At 41.6% G+C, this 16,365-nt stretch carries 25 protein-coding genes; 20 read left to right on the top strand and 5 right to left on the bottom strand.

Going from position 1 to position 16,365, the window contains the following annotated elements; translation table 11 throughout:
- Positions 1–92: 92 nt before the first annotated feature.
- Both ACFVAD_RS06320 and ACFVAD_RS06315 read left to right on the top strand, forming a co-directional pair.
- Positions 93–497, top strand: coding sequence for a hypothetical protein (locus tag ACFVAD_RS06320; RefSeq protein ID WP_386637238.1), 405 nt, complete (start codon positions 93–95; stop codon positions 495–497).
- A gap of 14 nt (positions 498–511) precedes the next feature.
- Positions 512–1,018: a TlpA disulfide reductase family protein gene (locus ACFVAD_RS06315; RefSeq protein ID WP_386637236.1), complete on the top strand. Its 507-nt coding sequence runs from the start codon at positions 512–514 to the stop codon at positions 1,016–1,018.
- Positions 1,019–1,058: 40 nt separating this feature from the next.
- Here the strand turns inward: ACFVAD_RS06315 and ACFVAD_RS06310 are convergent, their stop codons facing one another.
- Entirely contained in the window at positions 1,059–1,754 is a 696-nt protein-coding gene (locus ACFVAD_RS06310) for a DUF1287 domain-containing protein (protein WP_386637234.1), read from the bottom strand.
- A gap of 46 nt (positions 1,755–1,800) precedes the next feature.
- On the bottom strand, positions 1,801–2,274 hold the full coding sequence (locus ACFVAD_RS06305; protein WP_386637232.1) for a DinB family protein: 474 nt from the start codon (positions 2,272–2,274) through the stop codon (positions 1,801–1,803).
- A 286-nt stretch (positions 2,275–2,560) separates the two neighbouring features.
- Here ACFVAD_RS06305 and ACFVAD_RS06300 point away from each other — a divergent pair, with 286 nt between their 5' ends.
- From ACFVAD_RS06300 to ACFVAD_RS06280, 5 genes are all read left to right on the top strand, one after another.
- Positions 2,561–2,692, top strand: coding sequence for an FbpB family small basic protein (locus tag ACFVAD_RS06300; protein ID WP_204414686.1), 132 nt, complete (start codon positions 2,561–2,563; stop codon positions 2,690–2,692).
- 67 nt (positions 2,693–2,759) lie between these two features.
- On the top strand, positions 2,760–2,903 hold the full coding sequence (locus tag ACFVAD_RS06295) for an acid-soluble spore protein N (RefSeq protein ID WP_010193544.1): 144 nt from the start codon (positions 2,760–2,762) through the stop codon (positions 2,901–2,903).
- Positions 2,904–2,994: 91 nt separating this feature from the next.
- Complete coding sequence (gene tlp, locus ACFVAD_RS06290; protein WP_386637229.1) at positions 2,995–3,237, top strand: small acid-soluble spore protein Tlp; 243 nt, start codon at positions 2,995–2,997, stop codon at positions 3,235–3,237.
- Positions 3,238–3,347: 110 nt separating this feature from the next.
- Positions 3,348–3,773 (top strand): acyl-CoA thioesterase, encoded by a 426-nt coding sequence (locus ACFVAD_RS06285; protein WP_386637227.1) that lies wholly within the window; start codon positions 3,348–3,350, stop codon positions 3,771–3,773.
- A gap of 5 nt (positions 3,774–3,778) precedes the next feature.
- The gene (locus ACFVAD_RS06280) at positions 3,779–4,090 is read left to right on the top strand and encodes a hypothetical protein (protein WP_386637225.1); all 312 of its coding nucleotides are present in this window, start codon (positions 3,779–3,781) and stop codon (positions 4,088–4,090) included.
- A gap of 26 nt (positions 4,091–4,116) precedes the next feature.
- Here ACFVAD_RS06280 and ACFVAD_RS06275 read toward each other — a convergent pair whose 3' ends face one another.
- Positions 4,117–4,404, bottom strand: a complete 288-nt coding sequence (locus ACFVAD_RS06275) for a HesB/YadR/YfhF family protein (protein WP_386637223.1) — start codon at positions 4,402–4,404, stop codon at positions 4,117–4,119.
- Between the two features lie 145 nt (positions 4,405–4,549).
- Between ACFVAD_RS06275 and ACFVAD_RS06270 the strand changes: the two genes are divergently transcribed.
- Genes ACFVAD_RS06270 through ACFVAD_RS06245 form a run of 6 tightly spaced genes read left to right on the top strand, consistent with a single transcriptional unit; the run spans position 4,550 to position 7,383 of the window.
- Positions 4,550–5,059 (top strand): NUDIX hydrolase, encoded by a 510-nt coding sequence (locus ACFVAD_RS06270; RefSeq protein WP_386637221.1) that lies wholly within the window; start codon positions 4,550–4,552, stop codon positions 5,057–5,059.
- Positions 5,060–5,113: 54 nt separating this feature from the next.
- Positions 5,114–5,521 (top strand): NUDIX hydrolase, encoded by a 408-nt coding sequence (locus tag ACFVAD_RS06265; RefSeq protein ID WP_386637219.1) that lies wholly within the window; start codon positions 5,114–5,116, stop codon positions 5,519–5,521.
- Positions 5,522–5,548: 27 nt separating this feature from the next.
- Positions 5,549–5,986: a GNAT family N-acetyltransferase gene (locus ACFVAD_RS06260; protein ID WP_386637217.1), complete on the top strand. Its 438-nt coding sequence runs from the start codon at positions 5,549–5,551 to the stop codon at positions 5,984–5,986.
- 34 nt (positions 5,987–6,020) lie between these two features.
- Positions 6,021–6,398, top strand: a complete 378-nt coding sequence (locus ACFVAD_RS06255; protein ID WP_386637215.1) for a DUF4440 domain-containing protein — start codon at positions 6,021–6,023, stop codon at positions 6,396–6,398.
- Between the two features lie 3 nt (positions 6,399–6,401).
- On the top strand, positions 6,402–6,899 hold the full coding sequence (locus ACFVAD_RS06250; protein WP_386637213.1) for a GNAT family N-acetyltransferase: 498 nt from the start codon (positions 6,402–6,404) through the stop codon (positions 6,897–6,899).
- Positions 6,900–6,933: 34 nt separating this feature from the next.
- Positions 6,934–7,383 (top strand): GNAT family N-acetyltransferase, encoded by a 450-nt coding sequence (locus ACFVAD_RS06245; protein WP_386637211.1) that lies wholly within the window; start codon positions 6,934–6,936, stop codon positions 7,381–7,383.
- Positions 7,384–7,465: 82 nt separating this feature from the next.
- Here the strand turns inward: ACFVAD_RS06245 and ACFVAD_RS06240 are convergent, their stop codons facing one another.
- Positions 7,466–8,647: a CapA family protein gene (locus ACFVAD_RS06240; protein WP_386637209.1), complete on the bottom strand. Its 1,182-nt coding sequence runs from the start codon at positions 8,645–8,647 to the stop codon at positions 7,466–7,468.
- 169 nt (positions 8,648–8,816) lie between these two features.
- Here ACFVAD_RS06240 and ACFVAD_RS06235 point away from each other — a divergent pair, with 169 nt between their 5' ends.
- The 5 genes from ACFVAD_RS06235 to ACFVAD_RS06215 all read left to right on the top strand — a co-directional run bounded on the left by ACFVAD_RS06235 (position 8,817) and on the right by ACFVAD_RS06215 (position 12,901).
- Complete coding sequence (locus ACFVAD_RS06235) at positions 8,817–10,598, top strand: S9 family peptidase (RefSeq protein WP_386637207.1); 1,782 nt, start codon at positions 8,817–8,819, stop codon at positions 10,596–10,598.
- A 93-nt stretch (positions 10,599–10,691) separates the two neighbouring features.
- Positions 10,692–11,291 (top strand): histidine phosphatase family protein, encoded by a 600-nt coding sequence (locus ACFVAD_RS06230; protein WP_386637205.1) that lies wholly within the window; start codon positions 10,692–10,694, stop codon positions 11,289–11,291.
- Between the two features lie 121 nt (positions 11,292–11,412).
- Positions 11,413–11,985, top strand: coding sequence for a nucleotidyltransferase family protein (locus ACFVAD_RS06225; RefSeq protein WP_386637203.1), 573 nt, complete (start codon positions 11,413–11,415; stop codon positions 11,983–11,985).
- A 16-nt stretch (positions 11,986–12,001) separates the two neighbouring features.
- A complete protein-coding gene (locus ACFVAD_RS06220) occupies positions 12,002–12,400 on the top strand; it encodes a VOC family protein (RefSeq protein WP_386637201.1) in 399 nt (132 codons plus the stop codon).
- Between the two features lie 24 nt (positions 12,401–12,424).
- The gene (locus tag ACFVAD_RS06215) at positions 12,425–12,901 is read left to right on the top strand and encodes an 8-oxo-dGTP diphosphatase (protein ID WP_386637199.1); all 477 of its coding nucleotides are present in this window, start codon (positions 12,425–12,427) and stop codon (positions 12,899–12,901) included.
- A gap of 42 nt (positions 12,902–12,943) precedes the next feature.
- Here the strand turns inward: ACFVAD_RS06215 and plsY are convergent, their stop codons facing one another.
- The gene (plsY, locus tag ACFVAD_RS06210; RefSeq protein ID WP_386637197.1) at positions 12,944–13,552 is read right to left on the bottom strand and encodes a glycerol-3-phosphate 1-O-acyltransferase PlsY; all 609 of its coding nucleotides are present in this window, start codon (positions 13,550–13,552) and stop codon (positions 12,944–12,946) included.
- Between the two features lie 182 nt (positions 13,553–13,734).
- On the opposite strand from plsY, the gene ACFVAD_RS06205 reads away from it, so the two are divergent.
- Together ACFVAD_RS06205 and parE are read left to right on the top strand one after the other, a co-directional pair.
- Positions 13,735–14,148, top strand: coding sequence for a CoA-binding protein (locus ACFVAD_RS06205; protein WP_386637195.1), 414 nt, complete (start codon positions 13,735–13,737; stop codon positions 14,146–14,148).
- A 249-nt stretch (positions 14,149–14,397) separates the two neighbouring features.
- Positions 14,398–16,362, top strand: a complete 1,965-nt coding sequence (gene parE / locus ACFVAD_RS06200) for a DNA topoisomerase IV subunit B (RefSeq protein WP_386637193.1) — start codon at positions 14,398–14,400, stop codon at positions 16,360–16,362.
- The last annotated feature ends 3 nt before the right edge of the window (positions 16,363–16,365 follow it).

Genomic DNA, 16,365 nt, shown 5'->3' with positions numbered 1-16,365 from the left:
TTCATCCAATGATATTTGTTATAAAATAGACACATGAAGAATCAAAGGAAAGACATGTATATGATTTAATTAAAGTAAACGAGGTAAATAAGATGGATGCCATTCAATTAGGACCGCTGCTTCTCAAAAAATCAATCCTTGTCCTTCTTTTCTCTTTGCTCCTTGCATATTTATATATGGCCATCATATTTAGAAAACAGCCTGAGACATTAAGGATCATGAAGCAACATCTGATGAGTGGAGCCATATGCTGGATTTTAGTGTTTAAATTTAGTATTCTTCTCTTTAGACCGTCCATTATCTGGACCAATCCATTTGGGATTATATTTTTTACCGGAGGGACTAAAGGGATTTATCTGGCGAGCATTGCAGCGCTTTTCCTTTTCTATTGGAAAGCGTATCGCGCAGGTTTACATATGAGACAACTGACAATAACAGTCATCGTAAGTGCCGCTATTGTGTTGGCGAGCTATTATGGAATGATGTATTTCATATAAAGGATGGAGATCTTGTGAAAAAAATAATTGCTATTGCCTTTTTGGTGGCTTTAAGCGGATATGCGATATTCCAGGTCTTTTCAGAAAAAGAACCTGAAGTAGGGATTAAAGAGGGAGAAATGGCAAGAGATTTTGAACTGACCACCCTTGACGGCAAAACCGCCAAGCTTTCGGATTATCATGGCAAAAAAGTAATCCTCAATTTTTGGGCGACTTGGTGTGGGCCATGCCGAGCCGAAATGCCTGAGATGCAGAAGTATTCGGAAGAGAACAAAGATGTGGAAATACTGGCAGTAAACCTTACTACTTCAGAGCCTGGGATTGATAATGTACAGGAGTACGTCGAAGAGGGTGGCTACACCTTCCCAATTCTCCTCGACCAGGAAGAAATGTTCCGTTATTATGACGTATTGACCATGCCTACGACATTCTTCATTGATACGGATGGAATCATCTCCTATCGACATCTTGGACCAATGACGTATGAGTTGATGGAAGAGCAAGTAAAGAAAATGAACTGATGATAATAAGGAGCAGACCTCGTTTGATGATCTGCTCCTTTTAATATTTCCATCTATAGTGACCTGTAATGGGGGATTTAAAGGATGACAATTTTACTTCCGCCGCAAATGGGTAGGTATTGTGAATCAAGTAGGGGGTGCCGTCCTTTGCTCTTCTGTCGGAAACTATTCCTACATGATCAAAGTCCCCTCCAAGGAAAACAACAATGTCCCCTGGCTGCCATTGCTTCAGATTTTCCACATCGTTTCGAATCAATTCCGTTGTCAACGATTCAGTAAACCTTTGAAAAAAGACGTCCTGATTGGGGACTCTCCGGAAATCAATATTGGGGTCAGGATTTCCTCCAACACGGGGATATAGGTCCGTGTTTTCCGCTATATCCTTATCGATCAAGTCCTTCAGGTTGATGTCTGCTCCCATCAATCCCCGCCAAATAACATCGGTGCATACTCCTTCTTTTTCAGGGGGATATCCTCCATCATAATAGACGCTTTTATACGAGGTGCGCCGATCGACTTCGCCACGAGCTGTCCTGACAACATCAAGCGGATCGGGGGTATCATTGCCGTTAGTATCTGCTTCTGAAAATTCTGCCGGAACCTCGACCGCATTGCCAAAAGGAAACTCAACATGGAGGCCAATATGATCAAGGATAATCCCGTCTCGAAATAAGAAAAGAAAAGCCATTAAACCCAGTGCTACTATAGCAAAAATTGTCATCAGTCTTTTCTTCATAGCATCACCTCGAATAAAAAAGAATATTCTTGCTTTTATCCATATTTTAACACAGTTTCATATTTTGTCTCTTCAAAAATGCTTCTATCTGCTTGATATGGTGGTCATCATGTTCCACAAACATCGCCATAAATGTGTCCGGCGAAAATGATCTCTTTCCTTTTCCGATTGTAAATGTTGTATCCTGAGGCAGTGCCTCTATTTTATGAAGCAGACTATCTCGTGTTATGGAAAAATCATTTAACAGTTCTTTTGTGGATGTAAATTTAATAATGTGCTTCATGGCTTTTTCGTTATAGGTATCATGATCTGGAAATTCAGGAAGAGCAGCACCTTCAAACATCTCTGGTACCATAACATACAGCAAATATTTGTCCCAGTAATAAATATGGCCGATAATTTCTCTGATGCTCCACTTACTGTGCTCGGTTTCTTTCATTAATTTCTCTTCAGATAAAGTGTGAAGGGAAAGAAAATAAATTCTATTCTTCTCGTAGTTCTTCAGGCTCAAATTAGTCATATGAATTCATCCTTTCGAAATTTTCTCACTTCTTTACTATATCGTAAGTAAAGGGATTAGACAAGAACATATATTCGCATATATCAATTGGTTCTATCTACCAGTTTCTGAAATGTTGAAAACGGCTATATCTTGATTAACTGGCACAAATATCCCCTTTTGAAAAAAATACTCCTAGAAAAGCCTCAGAAGACTGAAAATTTCACAATTTGTCGGAAAGTTATCATAATTTTAAAGAATTATGGACATTAATACTATTACAATAATAAGTGAGTAGGTGATATTAATGAGAAGAATCCGTAAACGTTCTTTTGAAGAGCTTGTGTTGGAAAATAAACAGTTGCTGCTAAAAGATGAGGAAGCTCTCCGTAAGATTGAAGACCGTCTGGAAGAGAAGATGTTGAATAAGGCAGAATAACTTTCAAATATTTCTTGTTATGATTATCCCTCCACTTAGAGATAGTAAAAGTAGGAGGGATGTTTTTATGAGTAATCCAAAAGGAAGCAGAAAGCATTTTATGCCAAACCATATTGGTACACAACCGCAGGAAGCGGGAGGCAATAAGGGGAAGCAGATGCAGGACACTTCAGGCAAGCATGCTCAAGTCATTCAGACTAAAGGCGAATAACCTATCCAAGTTTTTCAAGTGTGTAAGTCACTCAACATGCACAAACTAGAGATTGTAGTATATCTTCATGATACCAGGGAGGCGTTACGCTATGGCAGAAAATCAACAACACCGTCCAAACCCGGATGATCGCAGTGACAATGTAGAGAAACTACAGAGCATGGTCCAGAATACGATTGAAAATATCGAAGAAGCTCAGGAGTCCATGCAATTTGCCGGCCCTGAGGAAAGAGAGCAGATTGAGGCGAAAAATCATCGTCGTGAAGAAAGCATCGCCGCATTCCGTTCCGAAATAAAGGACGAAGCTAGCTCTCGCGAAAACGGCTTTCAGTAATCTATAGGAAAAAAGATGGGCATTTACCAATGCTCATCTTTTTTGATGTGGAAAAATATTCATTTATGGTATCATAATAGGATACTTTCTAAGCAAATGGGGGAAAGAGGATGTTAGTATCGACGAAAGAAATAGAAGTAAGATACGCAGAAACGGATCAGATGGGTGTGGTATATCATGCCAACTATCTCGTATGGATGGAGCTCGGCAGGACACAGCTTATCAAAGATCTTGGCTTCTCCTACGCTCAGATGGAGCAGGACGGGATCATCTCACCTGTCATCGATATAAATGTCACCTATAAGAAACCGCTTCGCTATGGGGAAGTGGCGACGATTCAAACATGGATCGAAACCTACGATGGATTCAGGGTCGTCTATGGCTATATAGTGTTGACCCCAGATGAAGAAATCGCACTTAACGGCAGCTCTTCACATGTATGCGTAAAAAAGGACAACTTTAAGCCAATCATTATCCGTAAAAAATATCCGGAGTGGCATGAGGCTTACGAGAATGCGAAAAAGCAAGGAGAGTAGTTATAATGGCCTTCGGGATAGCTCGAGAAGAACTTAAAAAGTGGAAGGAGCAAGTCTCCAATGGACAGATGGCCTTTATCACCCATTATTGGATCCATCCACGTTTTGAGGGCATTAAGACTGTTACAAAGGCAGGCTGCAGTGATTTGGAAAAGCTGATCGCATGGGGGCATTCCTACGGCCTGAAGGAAGAGTGGATACATAATCGTGACCAATACCCTCATTTTGATCTCATTGGCGATAAACAACTGGAGATTTTAATCTCTGAAAACCAGGTGGATCAGATAGAGCGGTTTTTTCAAAAAGAAAAGAATTAGGACAATTTCATCCTAATTCTTTCTTTTCATTCATAACCGAATTTCGGCTCGTTCAGTTCCTCGTCCATGGTTATATGCAGATCATGGCCATCAAAGTACCATTCGTCCTTTTCTTCTACAAAGAATGTAAGGCCATCCTGTTCGACGCTTGCTGCTGGCTGATCGGGATTTTCCTGGACAATTCCGAGTGAAAATCCTTTTTGGACGGTGCTGCACCCGCCATAACGGATATGAAAGCGGATAGAGTCGCCACTTTTAAGGTCCAGTTCATTTTTATACCAGTCTACTGCCGGTTGAGACATTGTCATTTTCATAAGAGCAACTCCTTATCAATCGAATGCATGAATTTTTTTATGGCTTTGGAGTTTCCATTTGAAAAAATACATGGTCTTTATGTACTTTCTTATTATAACTAATTTCCACAAGATGAACCAAACGAAACCACTTAGGGGGGAAGCGATGGAACTGCCATACACGATATGCTTTATACAACGCGAAGATTCCATTCTCTTGCTACATCGAAACAAAGCTCCGAACAAGGGGAAATGGAATGGTGTAGGAGGAAAAATAGAAAAAGGTGAAACTCCATATCATGCCGTTTTACGTGAAACGTTGGAGGAGACAGGTTTATTAATCAATGATCTAACCTTCCGGGGCATCGTATCCTGGAATAACAAAGGGGGGATGTATGTCTTTACCGGAACGGAGATGGAAGGAACACTTCAGGAAGGTCCTGAGGGGAAATTGGAATGGAAGAGGCTTGATTGGATCAAAACTTCAGATCAAGTTGTAAGTAATATGCCAATCTTTTTGCCTGAAATATTAGGAGCGGAATCACCAAAAGAGCATGCATTCACCTATTCGGTCAATGGAGAAATAATGGATTATCAAATGAAGAAGCTATCAACATCAATCATTCAATCAGCAGAAAAGCAATCAAGTTTCGATTCAGTTGGTTCTGCATATTAAAGGGGAAGTTCTGGAACGAGTTTTTTCATCATTCGCAATATGGAGGTTTGTAATGTGAAAAGAGTAGACGTGGCATATGTGATTCTCCTTAGCGGGAACAAGGAGAAAATTCTGATGGTGAAGAATAAAGGTAAGAAGGGATCATATTACACATTACCTGGCGGGGCAGTGGAGCCAGGGGAAACCTTGGAGGATGCCGCTATAAGAGAAGCCATGGAGGAAACTGGTCTGATAGTAGAGACAAATGGACTGGCCGGGGTTTCCGAGGCGCTTTTTGAGGATAGAGGCCATCATGCTGTATTCTTCTATTTTCATGCAAGGATAAAAGGCGGAGAAATCGGGATAGCTTTTCCAGATGAAATAGAAGAAGTGATATGGATGGATCTTGTTCAAGCAAAAGAGTGCATAGGAATCTCAGGCATTGATGGAAGCATTCCATACAGCTTTCAAGGGGTAAAATAGATAGTCTACAAGGAGAGGGAGAACAAAATGACCATTAAAAGAGCAGGGTTGGACCATGTAAAGGAAGCGGCGCATCTATTCAATCTTTATCGGATATATTATGAGCAAAAATCAGATATGGACGGAGCGGTCAATTTTCTGCACGAAAGGATTTCAAATGAGGAATCAGTCATCTTTCTGGCTTATGATCAGGAGCAGGCAGTTGGTTTCACCCAGCTGTATCCGACCTTTTCTTCCGTTCAAATGAAGCGTACATGGGTATTGAACGATCTGTTTGTACACGGGGAACATCGAGGAAAAGGGTTTGGTGAGCAGCTGGTGAACAAGGCAATCGAGTTTGCAGACAGCAAAGGTGCAGCAGGAGTACTCCTAGAGACGATGCAAGATAACATTAATGCACAACGACTCTATGAAAGAATAGGTTTCAAGAAGGAAGAGAACTATTTTTATTTCTATAAGATTTAAAGATTGCTAGATTTTAAATATAGGATGGTGAAGAATGTTGTCTATCAAAGATGTGGTGGATAATTATTTTTGTGCTTGGGATAGGGCGTTTATTACAAAGGATCCTTCGGAAATAAAAAGTTTCATGTCAGAGAAATTTGTTGGATACTGGGCGCACTCAGGATTGGAGAGGCCAGAGCAGTATGATTTTCATTATGACCTTGTATCGGTATTGAAGCAGTACAAGGATGCATCGAAGAATTTTGAAATCGAATCCATCTCCTCCCGTAAAAATGGAAAAGAATATATCGTCATGGGAAGTGAAACAGCTGTGATAAGCGGAGCGGAATACCCTGCCAAATGCATGTTCATTTGGCGGGAAGAAAACCATGAATGGAAACTGATCCGTGAGTACATCGAATTGGAGCGATAGAGAATGAATGTCAGAAAAGTACTTCCTGAAGATGCAGATAAATTGGCCGAACTCATAAAAAGGGTGGAAGAATCCAACTTTATGCTCTTTAATCCTGGAGAAAGAAAAGTGACAGGGGAGCAATTAAGACGACACCGGATTGAACCTTTGGAAAATGAACAGTCCTCCACAATCCTTGTTGCTGTTGATGGGGAAGAACTGATAGGGTACCTCATGGCAATCGGATCAACAACAGAAAGGACAGCGCATTCCATTTATCTCGTAGTGGGGGTATCGGAACCTGCACGCGGTAAAGGGGTAGGGACAGAATTGTTCTGCCAGGTGGAGGAATGGGCGAAGGATAGAAATCTCCACAGATTAGAGTTGACTGTCATGGTACATAATGAAGCTGCAATAAATTTGTACAAAAAGATGGGATTTGAAATAGAGGGAGTGAAAAAGCACTCTTTGTTGGTGGATGGTACTTTTGTGGATGAATTTTATATGGGGAAACTGCTGTAGAAGATAAAGCTACAAAATAGAGGTGCAAATTTTTATGAGTTGGTATTTAAAGAGATTTGATGATTTAACAAATATGGAGTTGTACATCATTTTAAAAGAGAGAACTTCAGTGTTTGTTGTGGAACAAAATTGCCCTTATCCAGAGGTTGATGGCAAAGACCCAAAGTCATATCACCTTTATAAAGAGGAACATGGAGAGATTATAGCATATTTACGGGTTTTACCAGCAGGTGTTTCCTATAAGGAACCTTCAATTGGCAGGGTATTAGTGAAAAAAGAACATAGAGGCCGAGGAATTGCAGAAGAACTTTTAAGAAGAGGACTGGATTTTATCCATCATGAATTAAAGGAAGACACTGTGAAAATACAGGCACAGGATTATCTAAGAAAGTTCTATGGATCATTTGGATTCAAAGCTATAACTGAAACATACTTAGAAGATAATATCCCCCATGTAGATATGCTTTTACAAACAGAACTCTAAGGTGCCAGTTGGCATATTATAGAAGCAAAAACAAAAAAGTCTCAGAGCATGTCATCTGCTCTGAGACTTTTTTGTTTTTGCATTAATTACTCGCATCCTCATTAATCCACTGATACATATGCTCCATCATTTCCTCATGCTTCGCCGCTCCATTTGGAAAACCGTAGTTTGAAGCATCCTTCAGCGGTACTACGTGATATTTGGTTGGATTGACCTGGGACACATAAGTCGGGATAAAGTCATCCACTTTGATATCGATGTTCGTTTCAGCTCCATCCACGAATTTTTCCACTCGCAGCTGAAGAATGCCGCCGATATCCTTATAATCATCCTTTTGACCGGATAGGAAATTTCCTAGGGAGTAGACAACAAACATCTTTTTGCCGTCTGGGCGATCCAGGAATTTCATCGGCTGCAGTACATGTGGGTGATGGCCGATAACGATGTCAACATTCAAGCCAGCCAGGAAATCGGCAAGGTCTTCCTGTTCAGTGTTAGGAAGTAGTATATATTCGACACCCCAGTGCATAGCTACTACAACAACATCGGAATTCTCTTTTGCTTCCTTCACGTCGCGTTCGATTTTCTCACGGTCGATCAGATTGACGAAATACTCCTTACCTTCCGGAACAGGAATCCCGTTTGTCCCATATGTGTAGGAAAGAAAAGAAAAGGTGATGCCGTTTTCTGTAATGGTACGAAGGGTGGCACGGTCTTCCTCGCTTTTATATCCGCCCACATACTGCATATCAATCGTTTCATAGTGGTTGATCGCATTCATGATCGCCTTCTCTCCACGATCCAAGGTGTGGTTGTTGGCAATGCTTACAATATCAACTCCAGCTTCCTGCAGTGCATCTGCAACTTCAAACGGACTGTTGAAGCTCGGATAGTTGGATAAACCGATTTCTGTTCCACCGATGATCGTCTCCTGATTGGCGATGGAGATGTCGGTTTCCTGCAAGTATTGCTTTACACGTTCGAGCATCGGGTTAAAATCATAGCTGTTTTCCCCAGTTTGAGCAGCTTCGTAAACCGTACTGTGTATAAGAAGGTCACCAACAGCGGATATGGTAGCTTCTGTACGGTAGGATTTTTCTGCGACTTCTACTTGCTTGCTCTGATGCGCTCTTACTTCTTTAGGCGCTTTATTTTCCATTTTGGAGGAGGAATTATTATACTGGTTTAATAATAGTCCTGAAAATGCGCCACCTATTAGTAAGATTAATAGGATTGGTAATGCTATTTTCCATTTTGCTTTCACGATATTGACCCCTTTTATTCTATTCTATCTTCCACTATAATACATTTTCCCTGTTATTGTTATCCTTTCTTTGCAAAAACCGTCGAAACTTCAGAAGGGATGCAGGAATTTTTATTTGTGTCCCGAAATAAAATGGGGAGAGTATTTATTTATGAAAGGGGAATTATTTATGCTAGCTTTTAAGAAGCCCGAAGTGGAACAATTTTTCCGTGTGTTTAATATTCAGGATTTTTCTGTAAGCCCCGATGAGACTCAGCTGGTCTACAGCACGAACCTAACTGGCCACTACAATTTGTGGGGGATGGATCTGCCCAATAACTATCCATATCCGATGACATTCAAAAACCAGAGCTGTCATGCACTGAAATACGAGCCGAATGGACAATACATTTTGGCAAGCTTTGATTATGATGGAAATGAATTGACACAGTTTTATGCGTTACCGACACGGGGAGGGGATTTGGAGGATCTGCGTGTGGACGAGGAATATCGTCATATGAATCCCAAGTTTTCGGAAGATGGAAAAAGACTCTACTATACAGGCTCCAAAAACAATAAAACTTATTTGAATGCCTATCGCTATGACTTCGATACACAAGAAGAGACGCTCCTTGTTGAAGGTTCTGGTGCATCCACCTATCTCATGGATGTATCAGCGGATGAAAAGAGCTATCTTATCATGAAGCATTTTGCCAATACATATTCACTTGCTTATCTGGTGAAGGATGGAGAGACTATTCTGCTCACTCCACAAACCGATAAACAGCATACGGTTTCCAACGCCATTTTTACAGGATCTTCATCTATCTATCTATTAACCGATTATGAAGATGATAAGAGCTACTTGGCTCATTATGATATGGATACTCAAACTTGTACGAAAGTGACGGAGGATAGCTCCCTGGATCTGAACAGCATGTTCTATGATAAGAAGGGAAATCATCTCTATCTGGTCTCGTCAAACGGTGTAGAGGATACTTTTTATTCCTTCTGCCTGGATTCCAAGGAACTGAAAGAGGAAAAAGCTCCTGTTGATATTATAGACAAAGTCATCGTCGGGAAAAGCGGGACAGTCTATCTTCTAGGTAAAACGGCAACTAAGCCTGCCAACATTTTCAGAAAAAATGATGGAACTTGGGAGCCTCTTACCAATAACCGGGTCCCTGCTGTATCTGATGAGGACCTTTCCGAGCCAGAGATTTTAACCTACCCGTCCTTCGATGGGCTTGAAATTGAAGCATTATTTTTCCGTGCCAAGGAGGAAATCTCCAATGGCCACGTGATCCTTTGGCCGCATGGTGGTCCACAAAGCTCGGAAAGGAAGTTCTTCCGCTCCTACTTCCAGTTTCTTGTAAACCGTGGATATAGCATATTTGCACCGAACTTCCGAGGATCCTCCAATTATGGTCTAAGCTATATGAAAATGGTAGAGGGAGACTGGGGACACGGACCGAGACTGGATAATATCACAGGATTGGAATGGCTGATCGAAAACGGCTATGCAGATCGAGATAAAATCTTCCTGATGGGAGGAAGCTACGGCGGCTATATGGCCCTTTTGCTGCATGGCAGACATCCTGAATACTTTAAAGCGGTCATCGATATCTTTGGGGTGAGTAATCTGTTCTCCTTCATCGATTCCGTTCCAGATCATTGGAAGCCTGCCATGAAACAATGGGTTGGTGATCCGATCGAGGATAAGGAAAGATTGACTGTGGATTCCCCAACAACCTACTTGGACACGATGATAAAACCGATGCTTATCATCCAGGGAGCCAATGATCCACGTGTCGTACAAAAGGAATCCGATCAGATTGTCGAAGCTTTGAAAGAAAAAGGTCGCAACGTGGAATATCTTGTCCTTGATGATGAGGGGCACGGATTCTCAAAAAAAGAGAATGAAATCAAAGTGTTCCAGGCAATTCTGACGTTTCTTGATTCGCATTTATAAGATTATGAAGATTCCAAGCTGGCCCCCTGGTTCAGCTTGGTTTTTATTGAGTGGAAGGTTTCTTTAATCTATTTGAAATAGGAGGATAACAAAATGACAAAATTCGGTTTTATCCGTCACGGAAGCACAGCCTGGAACAAGGAGAGAAGGGCACAAGGTAGTTCGGACATCCCTCTCGACCAGGACGGAATCAATGATGCTATAAAGCTTGCTGCACGCCTTTCTTCAGAGAATTGGGATTATATATACTCAAGCAACCTTTTAAGGGCCAAACAGACAGCTGAGATTGTGGCAGAAAAGCTCGATGTACCTGATCTCATCCTTGATACGAGGTTAAGGGAAGTAAGCGGTGGATTGATAGAAGGGACGACTGAAGCTGAGAGATTGGAAAAATGGGGAGCGGATTGGCGCTCCATGGATATGGATCTGGGAATTGAAAAGGTTGATTCGGTCCTCGAGCGTGGGCTGGCATGCTTAAAGGACATTCAGCAGAAGCATCCAGAATCTAACATTCTAATTGTAAGCCACGGATCTTTCATCAGGCATCTCTTAAAAGAATTGACACCTGATGTAGATTTAACAAACTATCTTCAAAATACGTCCATTACTACGCTGTCAATTTCAGATAACATATGGAATTGCGAGGAATACAATTGTGTAAAGCATCTGGATCAGACTGTTACTAACGGGTAAAAGAAGGTAGCAAGGTGATGGAAATGCTGATCACCTTTTATATTTCAAAATATACTTTCATTTATGGAACCTAAGATTTATAATGAGAATGTATGTTCGTAACCCGTAAAGGAGGGCATATATGCTCAAAAATGAAGAGGAAATTATAAGAATAATAGAACAGGATCCTTGGATGATGCAGATCCTGAGAACTGCACGTACTCTTGATTTACCCGATTGGTGGGTATGTGCAGGGTTTGTACGTTCAAAAATTTGGGATACTCTTCATCATTTCAAAGGAAGAACGGAGCCTCCTGACATTGATGTTATCTACTTCGACCCTGAAATGCCAGACGAAGCTGCAGAAAAGGAGCTGGAAGCGAAACTTGCGACCATCCATCCCGGAATTCCCTGGTCTGTTAAAAACCAAGTGAGAATGCATCAAGTTAACAATCTGGAACCTTACTCATCCTCTGTTGATGCCATTTCTAAATTTCCGGAGACAGCAACAGCACTTGGTGTAAAATTGGATAAGCATGGTTCCGTGATCCTTGCCGCTCCATGCGGAGTAGAAGATGTTTTGGAGATGAAGCTTAGGGCGACAGAGTTTTTCACGAAAACGGAGGAGAGGAAAAAAATATTTGAAGACCGAATTCTAAAAAAGAATTGGCAATCTATTTGGACTAAAATTGAGGTAGTCCATGTCAATAAATGAGGGATGGTGAAAAAGTATGCAGGGATTGCTGCATCACGTCGAGATCTATGTTTCTAATCTTCAGAGGTCGAAAGAATTTTGGGGATGGCTACTCGAGCAATTGGGCTATGAGGTCTATCAACAGTGGGAAAAGGGGCAAAGCTGGAAGCTCGGGGAAACCTACCTCGTTTTTGTTCAGGCAGAGGAACGTTTTTTGGATGTTCCCTATCATCGAAGCAGAGTGGGTTTGAATCACCTTGCTTTTCATGCTGCCTCAAGAGCTAAAGTGGATGAGTTGACGCACTCATTAACAGAGCGGAATGTGGCGATCCTTTATCAGGATAAGCATCCATTTGCCGGTGGAAATGATTATTATGCCGTATTTTTTGAAGATCCTGACAGAATAAAGGTCGAATTGGTTGCGCCGCAGAATTGAATTTACAAAAAGAAGGGATCACCTATGACAGATAATATTAAAGTGGACATCTATACGATGTGTCTTGTTCAAGATGGGGATAAGGTTTTGCTGTTGGATAGACCCAGTAATAAAGGGTTTCCAGGTTTCATCGCCCCAGGAGGCAAATTGGATTTTCCTGAGAGCCTGACAGAAGGAGCGGCACGGGAAGTATATGAGGAAACGGGCCTTCGTGTCATAAATCTGATCTACAAAGGACTTGATGAATTTGTAGATGTAAAAAAGAACTACAGGTATATGGTGTTCAACTACCTTACCAGCACCTTTGAAGGGAAACTTTTACCGGATCCTCCTGAAGGAACACTTCACTGGGTATCCATTCATGAAGCAAAGGAGCTACCAATGCAGCCTTGGTTCAAAAGGAGATTTCCGCTGTTTTTCCAGGAGGGTACTTTTGAAATTTACTCTGTGTGGGATGAGGAAGAAAAAAAGACATTAAGAGAAACAGTTAAACAGCTATAAAAAAAGCCCAGATATTCTCTGAGCTTTTTGACTTGCAGTATGTCAGTTGGTCTGATTTTTCTTTTTCAAGCTTAGCCAAGTGATTTTTGGCTCGGTTTTATTGATTATCCGGCTGATATTTGTCCGGTGTTTGAATATGACAAATGCAGTAAGAAGTGAAACGGCAATTATCAATGGAAGGTCTCCAAATATAATGCTGTATGCTGTTGTAACGATACCTGTCAGCATGGATGAGAGCGATACATATTTGGTAAGAAACAAAAATAAAAAGAAACAAAAAAGCATAATGCCAAACATGATGGGACTGACAAAAAGCAATACCCCACCCGACGTTGCAACTGCTTTACCTCCACGGAACTTTGCAAAAACAGGATATACATGTCCGACTACGGCACAAAGTCCTGCGATCAGAGGATGAATGTCGGCAGCCAATAGCACCGGTAGGGAGGCGGCAAGTGTGCCTTTCAGGATGTCACAGATCGTTACGATCAAGCCAGCCTTTACCCCCAAAGTACGAAAGGTATTGGTTCCACCCAGATTTCCACTGCCATGCTGTCTTATATCAATACCATAGCCTATTTTACCGACAACAAGAGCAAAAGGGATGGAGCCTAATAGATAAGCAAGAATAAGTATTATGATTTCAATCATTCTATAAACTCCTTTATGTAAAATTCCTATCTTTAATATATGCCAAATTTTAAGAGAAGCAAAGGGTTTCTTGCAAGTTGTGCAGAATTAAGTAGAGGTGGGAGTGGTTGTAACCTGTTGTTAAAACTAAGATTTTAAGGGTATAACAAACACAGTAACCATTTTGAAAGGGGCTAAAAATAATGAGTCTAGCATATCCAAGTCGCGAGGAAATCGGCAAAATATTAAAGAAAAGCAAACGAATAGCGGTTGTGGGGTTATCAGACAACCCGCAAAGAACGTCCTATATGGTTTCCAAAGCCATGCAAGATGCTGGCTACGAGATCATCCCCGTCAATCCGATTGTGGAGGAAGTACTGGGTGTTAAAGCGGTTGCTTCACTGAAGGAGATTGAAGGCCATGTGGATATCGTAAATGTCTTCCGTCGCAGCGAGCATCTCTATGATGTTGCGAAGGAGTTTCTGGAGATCGATGCAGATATCTATTGGGCACAGCTGGGACTCGAAGACGAGAAAGCTTATCACCTTTTAAAGGACAAGGGCTATACCGTGATCATGGATCGTTGTATCAAAGTGGAGCATGCTTTAACAAAATAGTGCTTTTCATCCTTGTTTTCTTCCATGAAGCAAGGATTTTTATTCTTTTTATGACAATATTCGCCAAAAGTTATTGGCGAAAGTCGATGAACTCTATACAATAGAACGTAGACAACTTTAAAATGTATGTTAATATATAAACGAATATTTGTTTGTTGGGAAACGGCAAATTGGATAAATATTAATATATACGCAACACCTATACATATAGAGATAGTGGCATTAGCAAGTGAAAGGGGTATGTTTTTGGTGGCAAAGAATACGATTGAATACAACGATGATGCGATACAGGTTTTAGAAGGTCTGGAGGCTGTCCGTAAGCGTCCGGGGATGTATATCGGAAGTACGGACACTCGAGGTCTTCATCATCTTGTATATGAGATCCTGGATAACTCAGTCGACGAAGCATTGGGCGGATTCGGGGATCATATCATTGTGAACATACATAAAGACAACAGTATTAGCGTAAAGGATAAAGGCCGTGGTATGCCTACCGGAATGCATAAGATGGGAAAACCTACCCCAGAAGTCATTTTAACGGTACTACATGCAGGTGGAAAATTTGGACAAGGCGGGTACAAAACAAGTGGTGGTCTGCACGGAGTTGGTGCGTCTGTTGTTAACGCCCTATCCGAATGGCTGACAGTAACGATCAAACGTGATGGTTTCATCTATGAACAGCGTTTTGAGAACGGAGGGAAGCCTGTAACGACCTTGGAAAAGATCGGTACGACGAAACAGACAGGTACAACGATCCATTTCAAGCCTGATACTACCATTTTCAGTACAACGACCTATAACTTTGAAACCTTATGTGAACGCCTGAGAGAATCGGCGTTTCTACTGAAGGGATTAAAGATTGAGATAAATGATGAGCGTAATGGCGTCAAAGAAGTATTCCACTTTGAAAGTGGAATCGAAGCCTTTGTCACTTATTTGAATGAGGAAAAAGATGCACTTCATAACGTGGTGTCCTTTGAAGGAGCTCAAAACGGGATTGAAGTGGATTTTGCTTTCCAATTCAATGACGGCTATTCAGAGACGATCCTTTCTTTTGTAAATAATGTACGAACAAAAGACGGTGGAACGCATGAATCCGGTGCAAAAACCGCAATGACTCGAATTTTTAACGAATATGCGAGAAAAGTGAGTCTTCTGAAGGAAAAGGATAAAAACCTGGATGGATCTGATATCCGCGAGGGATTATCTGCGATCATTTCAGTCCGTATACCTGAGGAGCTTTTGCAGTTCGAAGGTCAGACAAAAGGGAAACTTGGAACGAGTGAAGCGCGTTCTGCTGTAGATTCGATCGTTTCTGAGCATTTGGCTTATTTTTTGGAGGAGAATCCTGATACGAGCTCGATGCTTGTTAAGAAATCCATCAAAGCCTACCAGGCACGTGAAGCGGCAAGAAAAGCACGTGAAGATGCACGGAGCGGCAAGAAACGGAAACGCTCTGATGCGATGCTGAGCGGGAAGCTGACGCCAGCTCAATCACGTAATCCGCAAAAGAATGAGATCTACCTGGTAGAAGGTGACTCTGCAGGAGGTTCTGCAAAACAGGGCCGTGATCGCCGCTTCCAGGCGGTACTGCCATTGCGAGGAAAAGTAATCAATACCGAAAAGGCAAAGCTTGCCGATATTTTCAAAAATGAAGAGATCAATACGATTATTCATGCAATCGGGGGTGGAGTAGGACCTGACTTTTCCGTTGCCGATATCAATTACGATAAAGTTGTCATCATGACAGATGCCGACACGGACGGTGCCCATATCCAGGTGCTTCTGTTGACGTTCTTCTACCGTTACATGAAGCCTCTAATTGAAGCGGGTAAAGTGTTCATCGCATTGCCACCGCTGTATAAGGTTAGTAAAGGTACCGGTAAAAAAGAAGTACTGGAATATGCATGGTCGGACGAAGAATTGAAAGGTGCCATTCAGAAGATTGGCCGTGGATATGTGATTCAACGCTACAAAGGTCTCGGGGAAATGAATGCAGACCAGTTATGGGAAACAACGATGAATCCTGAGACGCGTACGCTTATTCGAGTGCGCATTGATGATGCAGCGAGAGCTGAGCGCCGTGTGACCACCCTGATGGGAGATAAAGTGGAGCCACGTCGTAAATGGATTGAAAGCAATGTGGCATTTGGGCTTGAGGAAGACCCGAATATCCTGGAAAATGATAATTTATTGGTCGCTGAGGAGGTATAACAG

The organism is Sutcliffiella sp. NPDC057660 (assembly GCF_042800035.1).
Classification (GTDB): Bacteria; Bacillota; Bacilli; order Bacillales; family Bacillaceae_I; genus Sutcliffiella_A.
This window is presented reverse-complemented; position numbering and strand designations above follow the sequence as displayed.

What these genes read in the sequence shown, in the direction of transcription:
- ACFVAD_RS06320 (WP_386637238.1), top strand. Translation starts at nt 93, where the DNA reads ATGGATGCCATTCAATTAGGACCGCTGCTTCTCAAAAAATCAATCCTT.
- ACFVAD_RS06310 (WP_386637234.1), bottom strand. Translation starts at nt 1,754, where the DNA reads ATGAAGAAAAGACTGATGACAATTTTTGCTATAGTAGCACTGGGTTTA.
- ACFVAD_RS06305 (WP_386637232.1), bottom strand. Translation starts at nt 2,274, where the DNA reads ATGACTAATTTGAGCCTGAAGAACTACGAGAAGAATAGAATTTATTTT.
- ACFVAD_RS06300 (WP_204414686.1), top strand. Translation starts at nt 2,561, where the DNA reads ATGAGAAGAATCCGTAAACGTTCTTTTGAAGAGCTTGTGTTGGAAAAT.
- ACFVAD_RS06295 (WP_010193544.1), top strand. Translation starts at nt 2,760, where the DNA reads ATGAGTAATCCAAAAGGAAGCAGAAAGCATTTTATGCCAAACCATATT.
- tlp (WP_386637229.1), top strand. Translation starts at nt 2,995, where the DNA reads ATGGCAGAAAATCAACAACACCGTCCAAACCCGGATGATCGCAGTGAC.
- ACFVAD_RS06285 (WP_386637227.1), top strand. Translation starts at nt 3,348, where the DNA reads ATGTTAGTATCGACGAAAGAAATAGAAGTAAGATACGCAGAAACGGAT.
- ACFVAD_RS06280 (WP_386637225.1), top strand. Translation starts at nt 3,779, where the DNA reads ATGGCCTTCGGGATAGCTCGAGAAGAACTTAAAAAGTGGAAGGAGCAA.
- ACFVAD_RS06275 (WP_386637223.1), bottom strand. Translation starts at nt 4,404, where the DNA reads ATGAAAATGACAATGTCTCAACCGGCAGTAGACTGGTATAAAAATGAA.
- ACFVAD_RS06270 (WP_386637221.1), top strand. Translation starts at nt 4,550, where the DNA reads ATGGAACTGCCATACACGATATGCTTTATACAACGCGAAGATTCCATT.
- ACFVAD_RS06260 (WP_386637217.1), top strand. Translation starts at nt 5,549, where the DNA reads ATGACCATTAAAAGAGCAGGGTTGGACCATGTAAAGGAAGCGGCGCAT.
- ACFVAD_RS06255 (WP_386637215.1), top strand. Translation starts at nt 6,021, where the DNA reads ATGTTGTCTATCAAAGATGTGGTGGATAATTATTTTTGTGCTTGGGAT.
- ACFVAD_RS06250 (WP_386637213.1), top strand. Translation starts at nt 6,402, where the DNA reads ATGAATGTCAGAAAAGTACTTCCTGAAGATGCAGATAAATTGGCCGAA.
- ACFVAD_RS06245 (WP_386637211.1), top strand. Translation starts at nt 6,934, where the DNA reads ATGAGTTGGTATTTAAAGAGATTTGATGATTTAACAAATATGGAGTTG.
- ACFVAD_RS06235 (WP_386637207.1), top strand. Translation starts at nt 8,817, where the DNA reads ATGCTAGCTTTTAAGAAGCCCGAAGTGGAACAATTTTTCCGTGTGTTT.
- ACFVAD_RS06230 (WP_386637205.1), top strand. Translation starts at nt 10,692, where the DNA reads ATGACAAAATTCGGTTTTATCCGTCACGGAAGCACAGCCTGGAACAAG.
- ACFVAD_RS06225 (WP_386637203.1), top strand. Translation starts at nt 11,413, where the DNA reads ATGCTCAAAAATGAAGAGGAAATTATAAGAATAATAGAACAGGATCCT.
- ACFVAD_RS06220 (WP_386637201.1), top strand. Translation starts at nt 12,002, where the DNA reads ATGCAGGGATTGCTGCATCACGTCGAGATCTATGTTTCTAATCTTCAG.
- ACFVAD_RS06215 (WP_386637199.1), top strand. Translation starts at nt 12,425, where the DNA reads ATGACAGATAATATTAAAGTGGACATCTATACGATGTGTCTTGTTCAA.
- plsY (WP_386637197.1), bottom strand. Translation starts at nt 13,552, where the DNA reads ATGATTGAAATCATAATACTTATTCTTGCTTATCTATTAGGCTCCATC.
- ACFVAD_RS06205 (WP_386637195.1), top strand. Translation starts at nt 13,735, where the DNA reads ATGAGTCTAGCATATCCAAGTCGCGAGGAAATCGGCAAAATATTAAAG.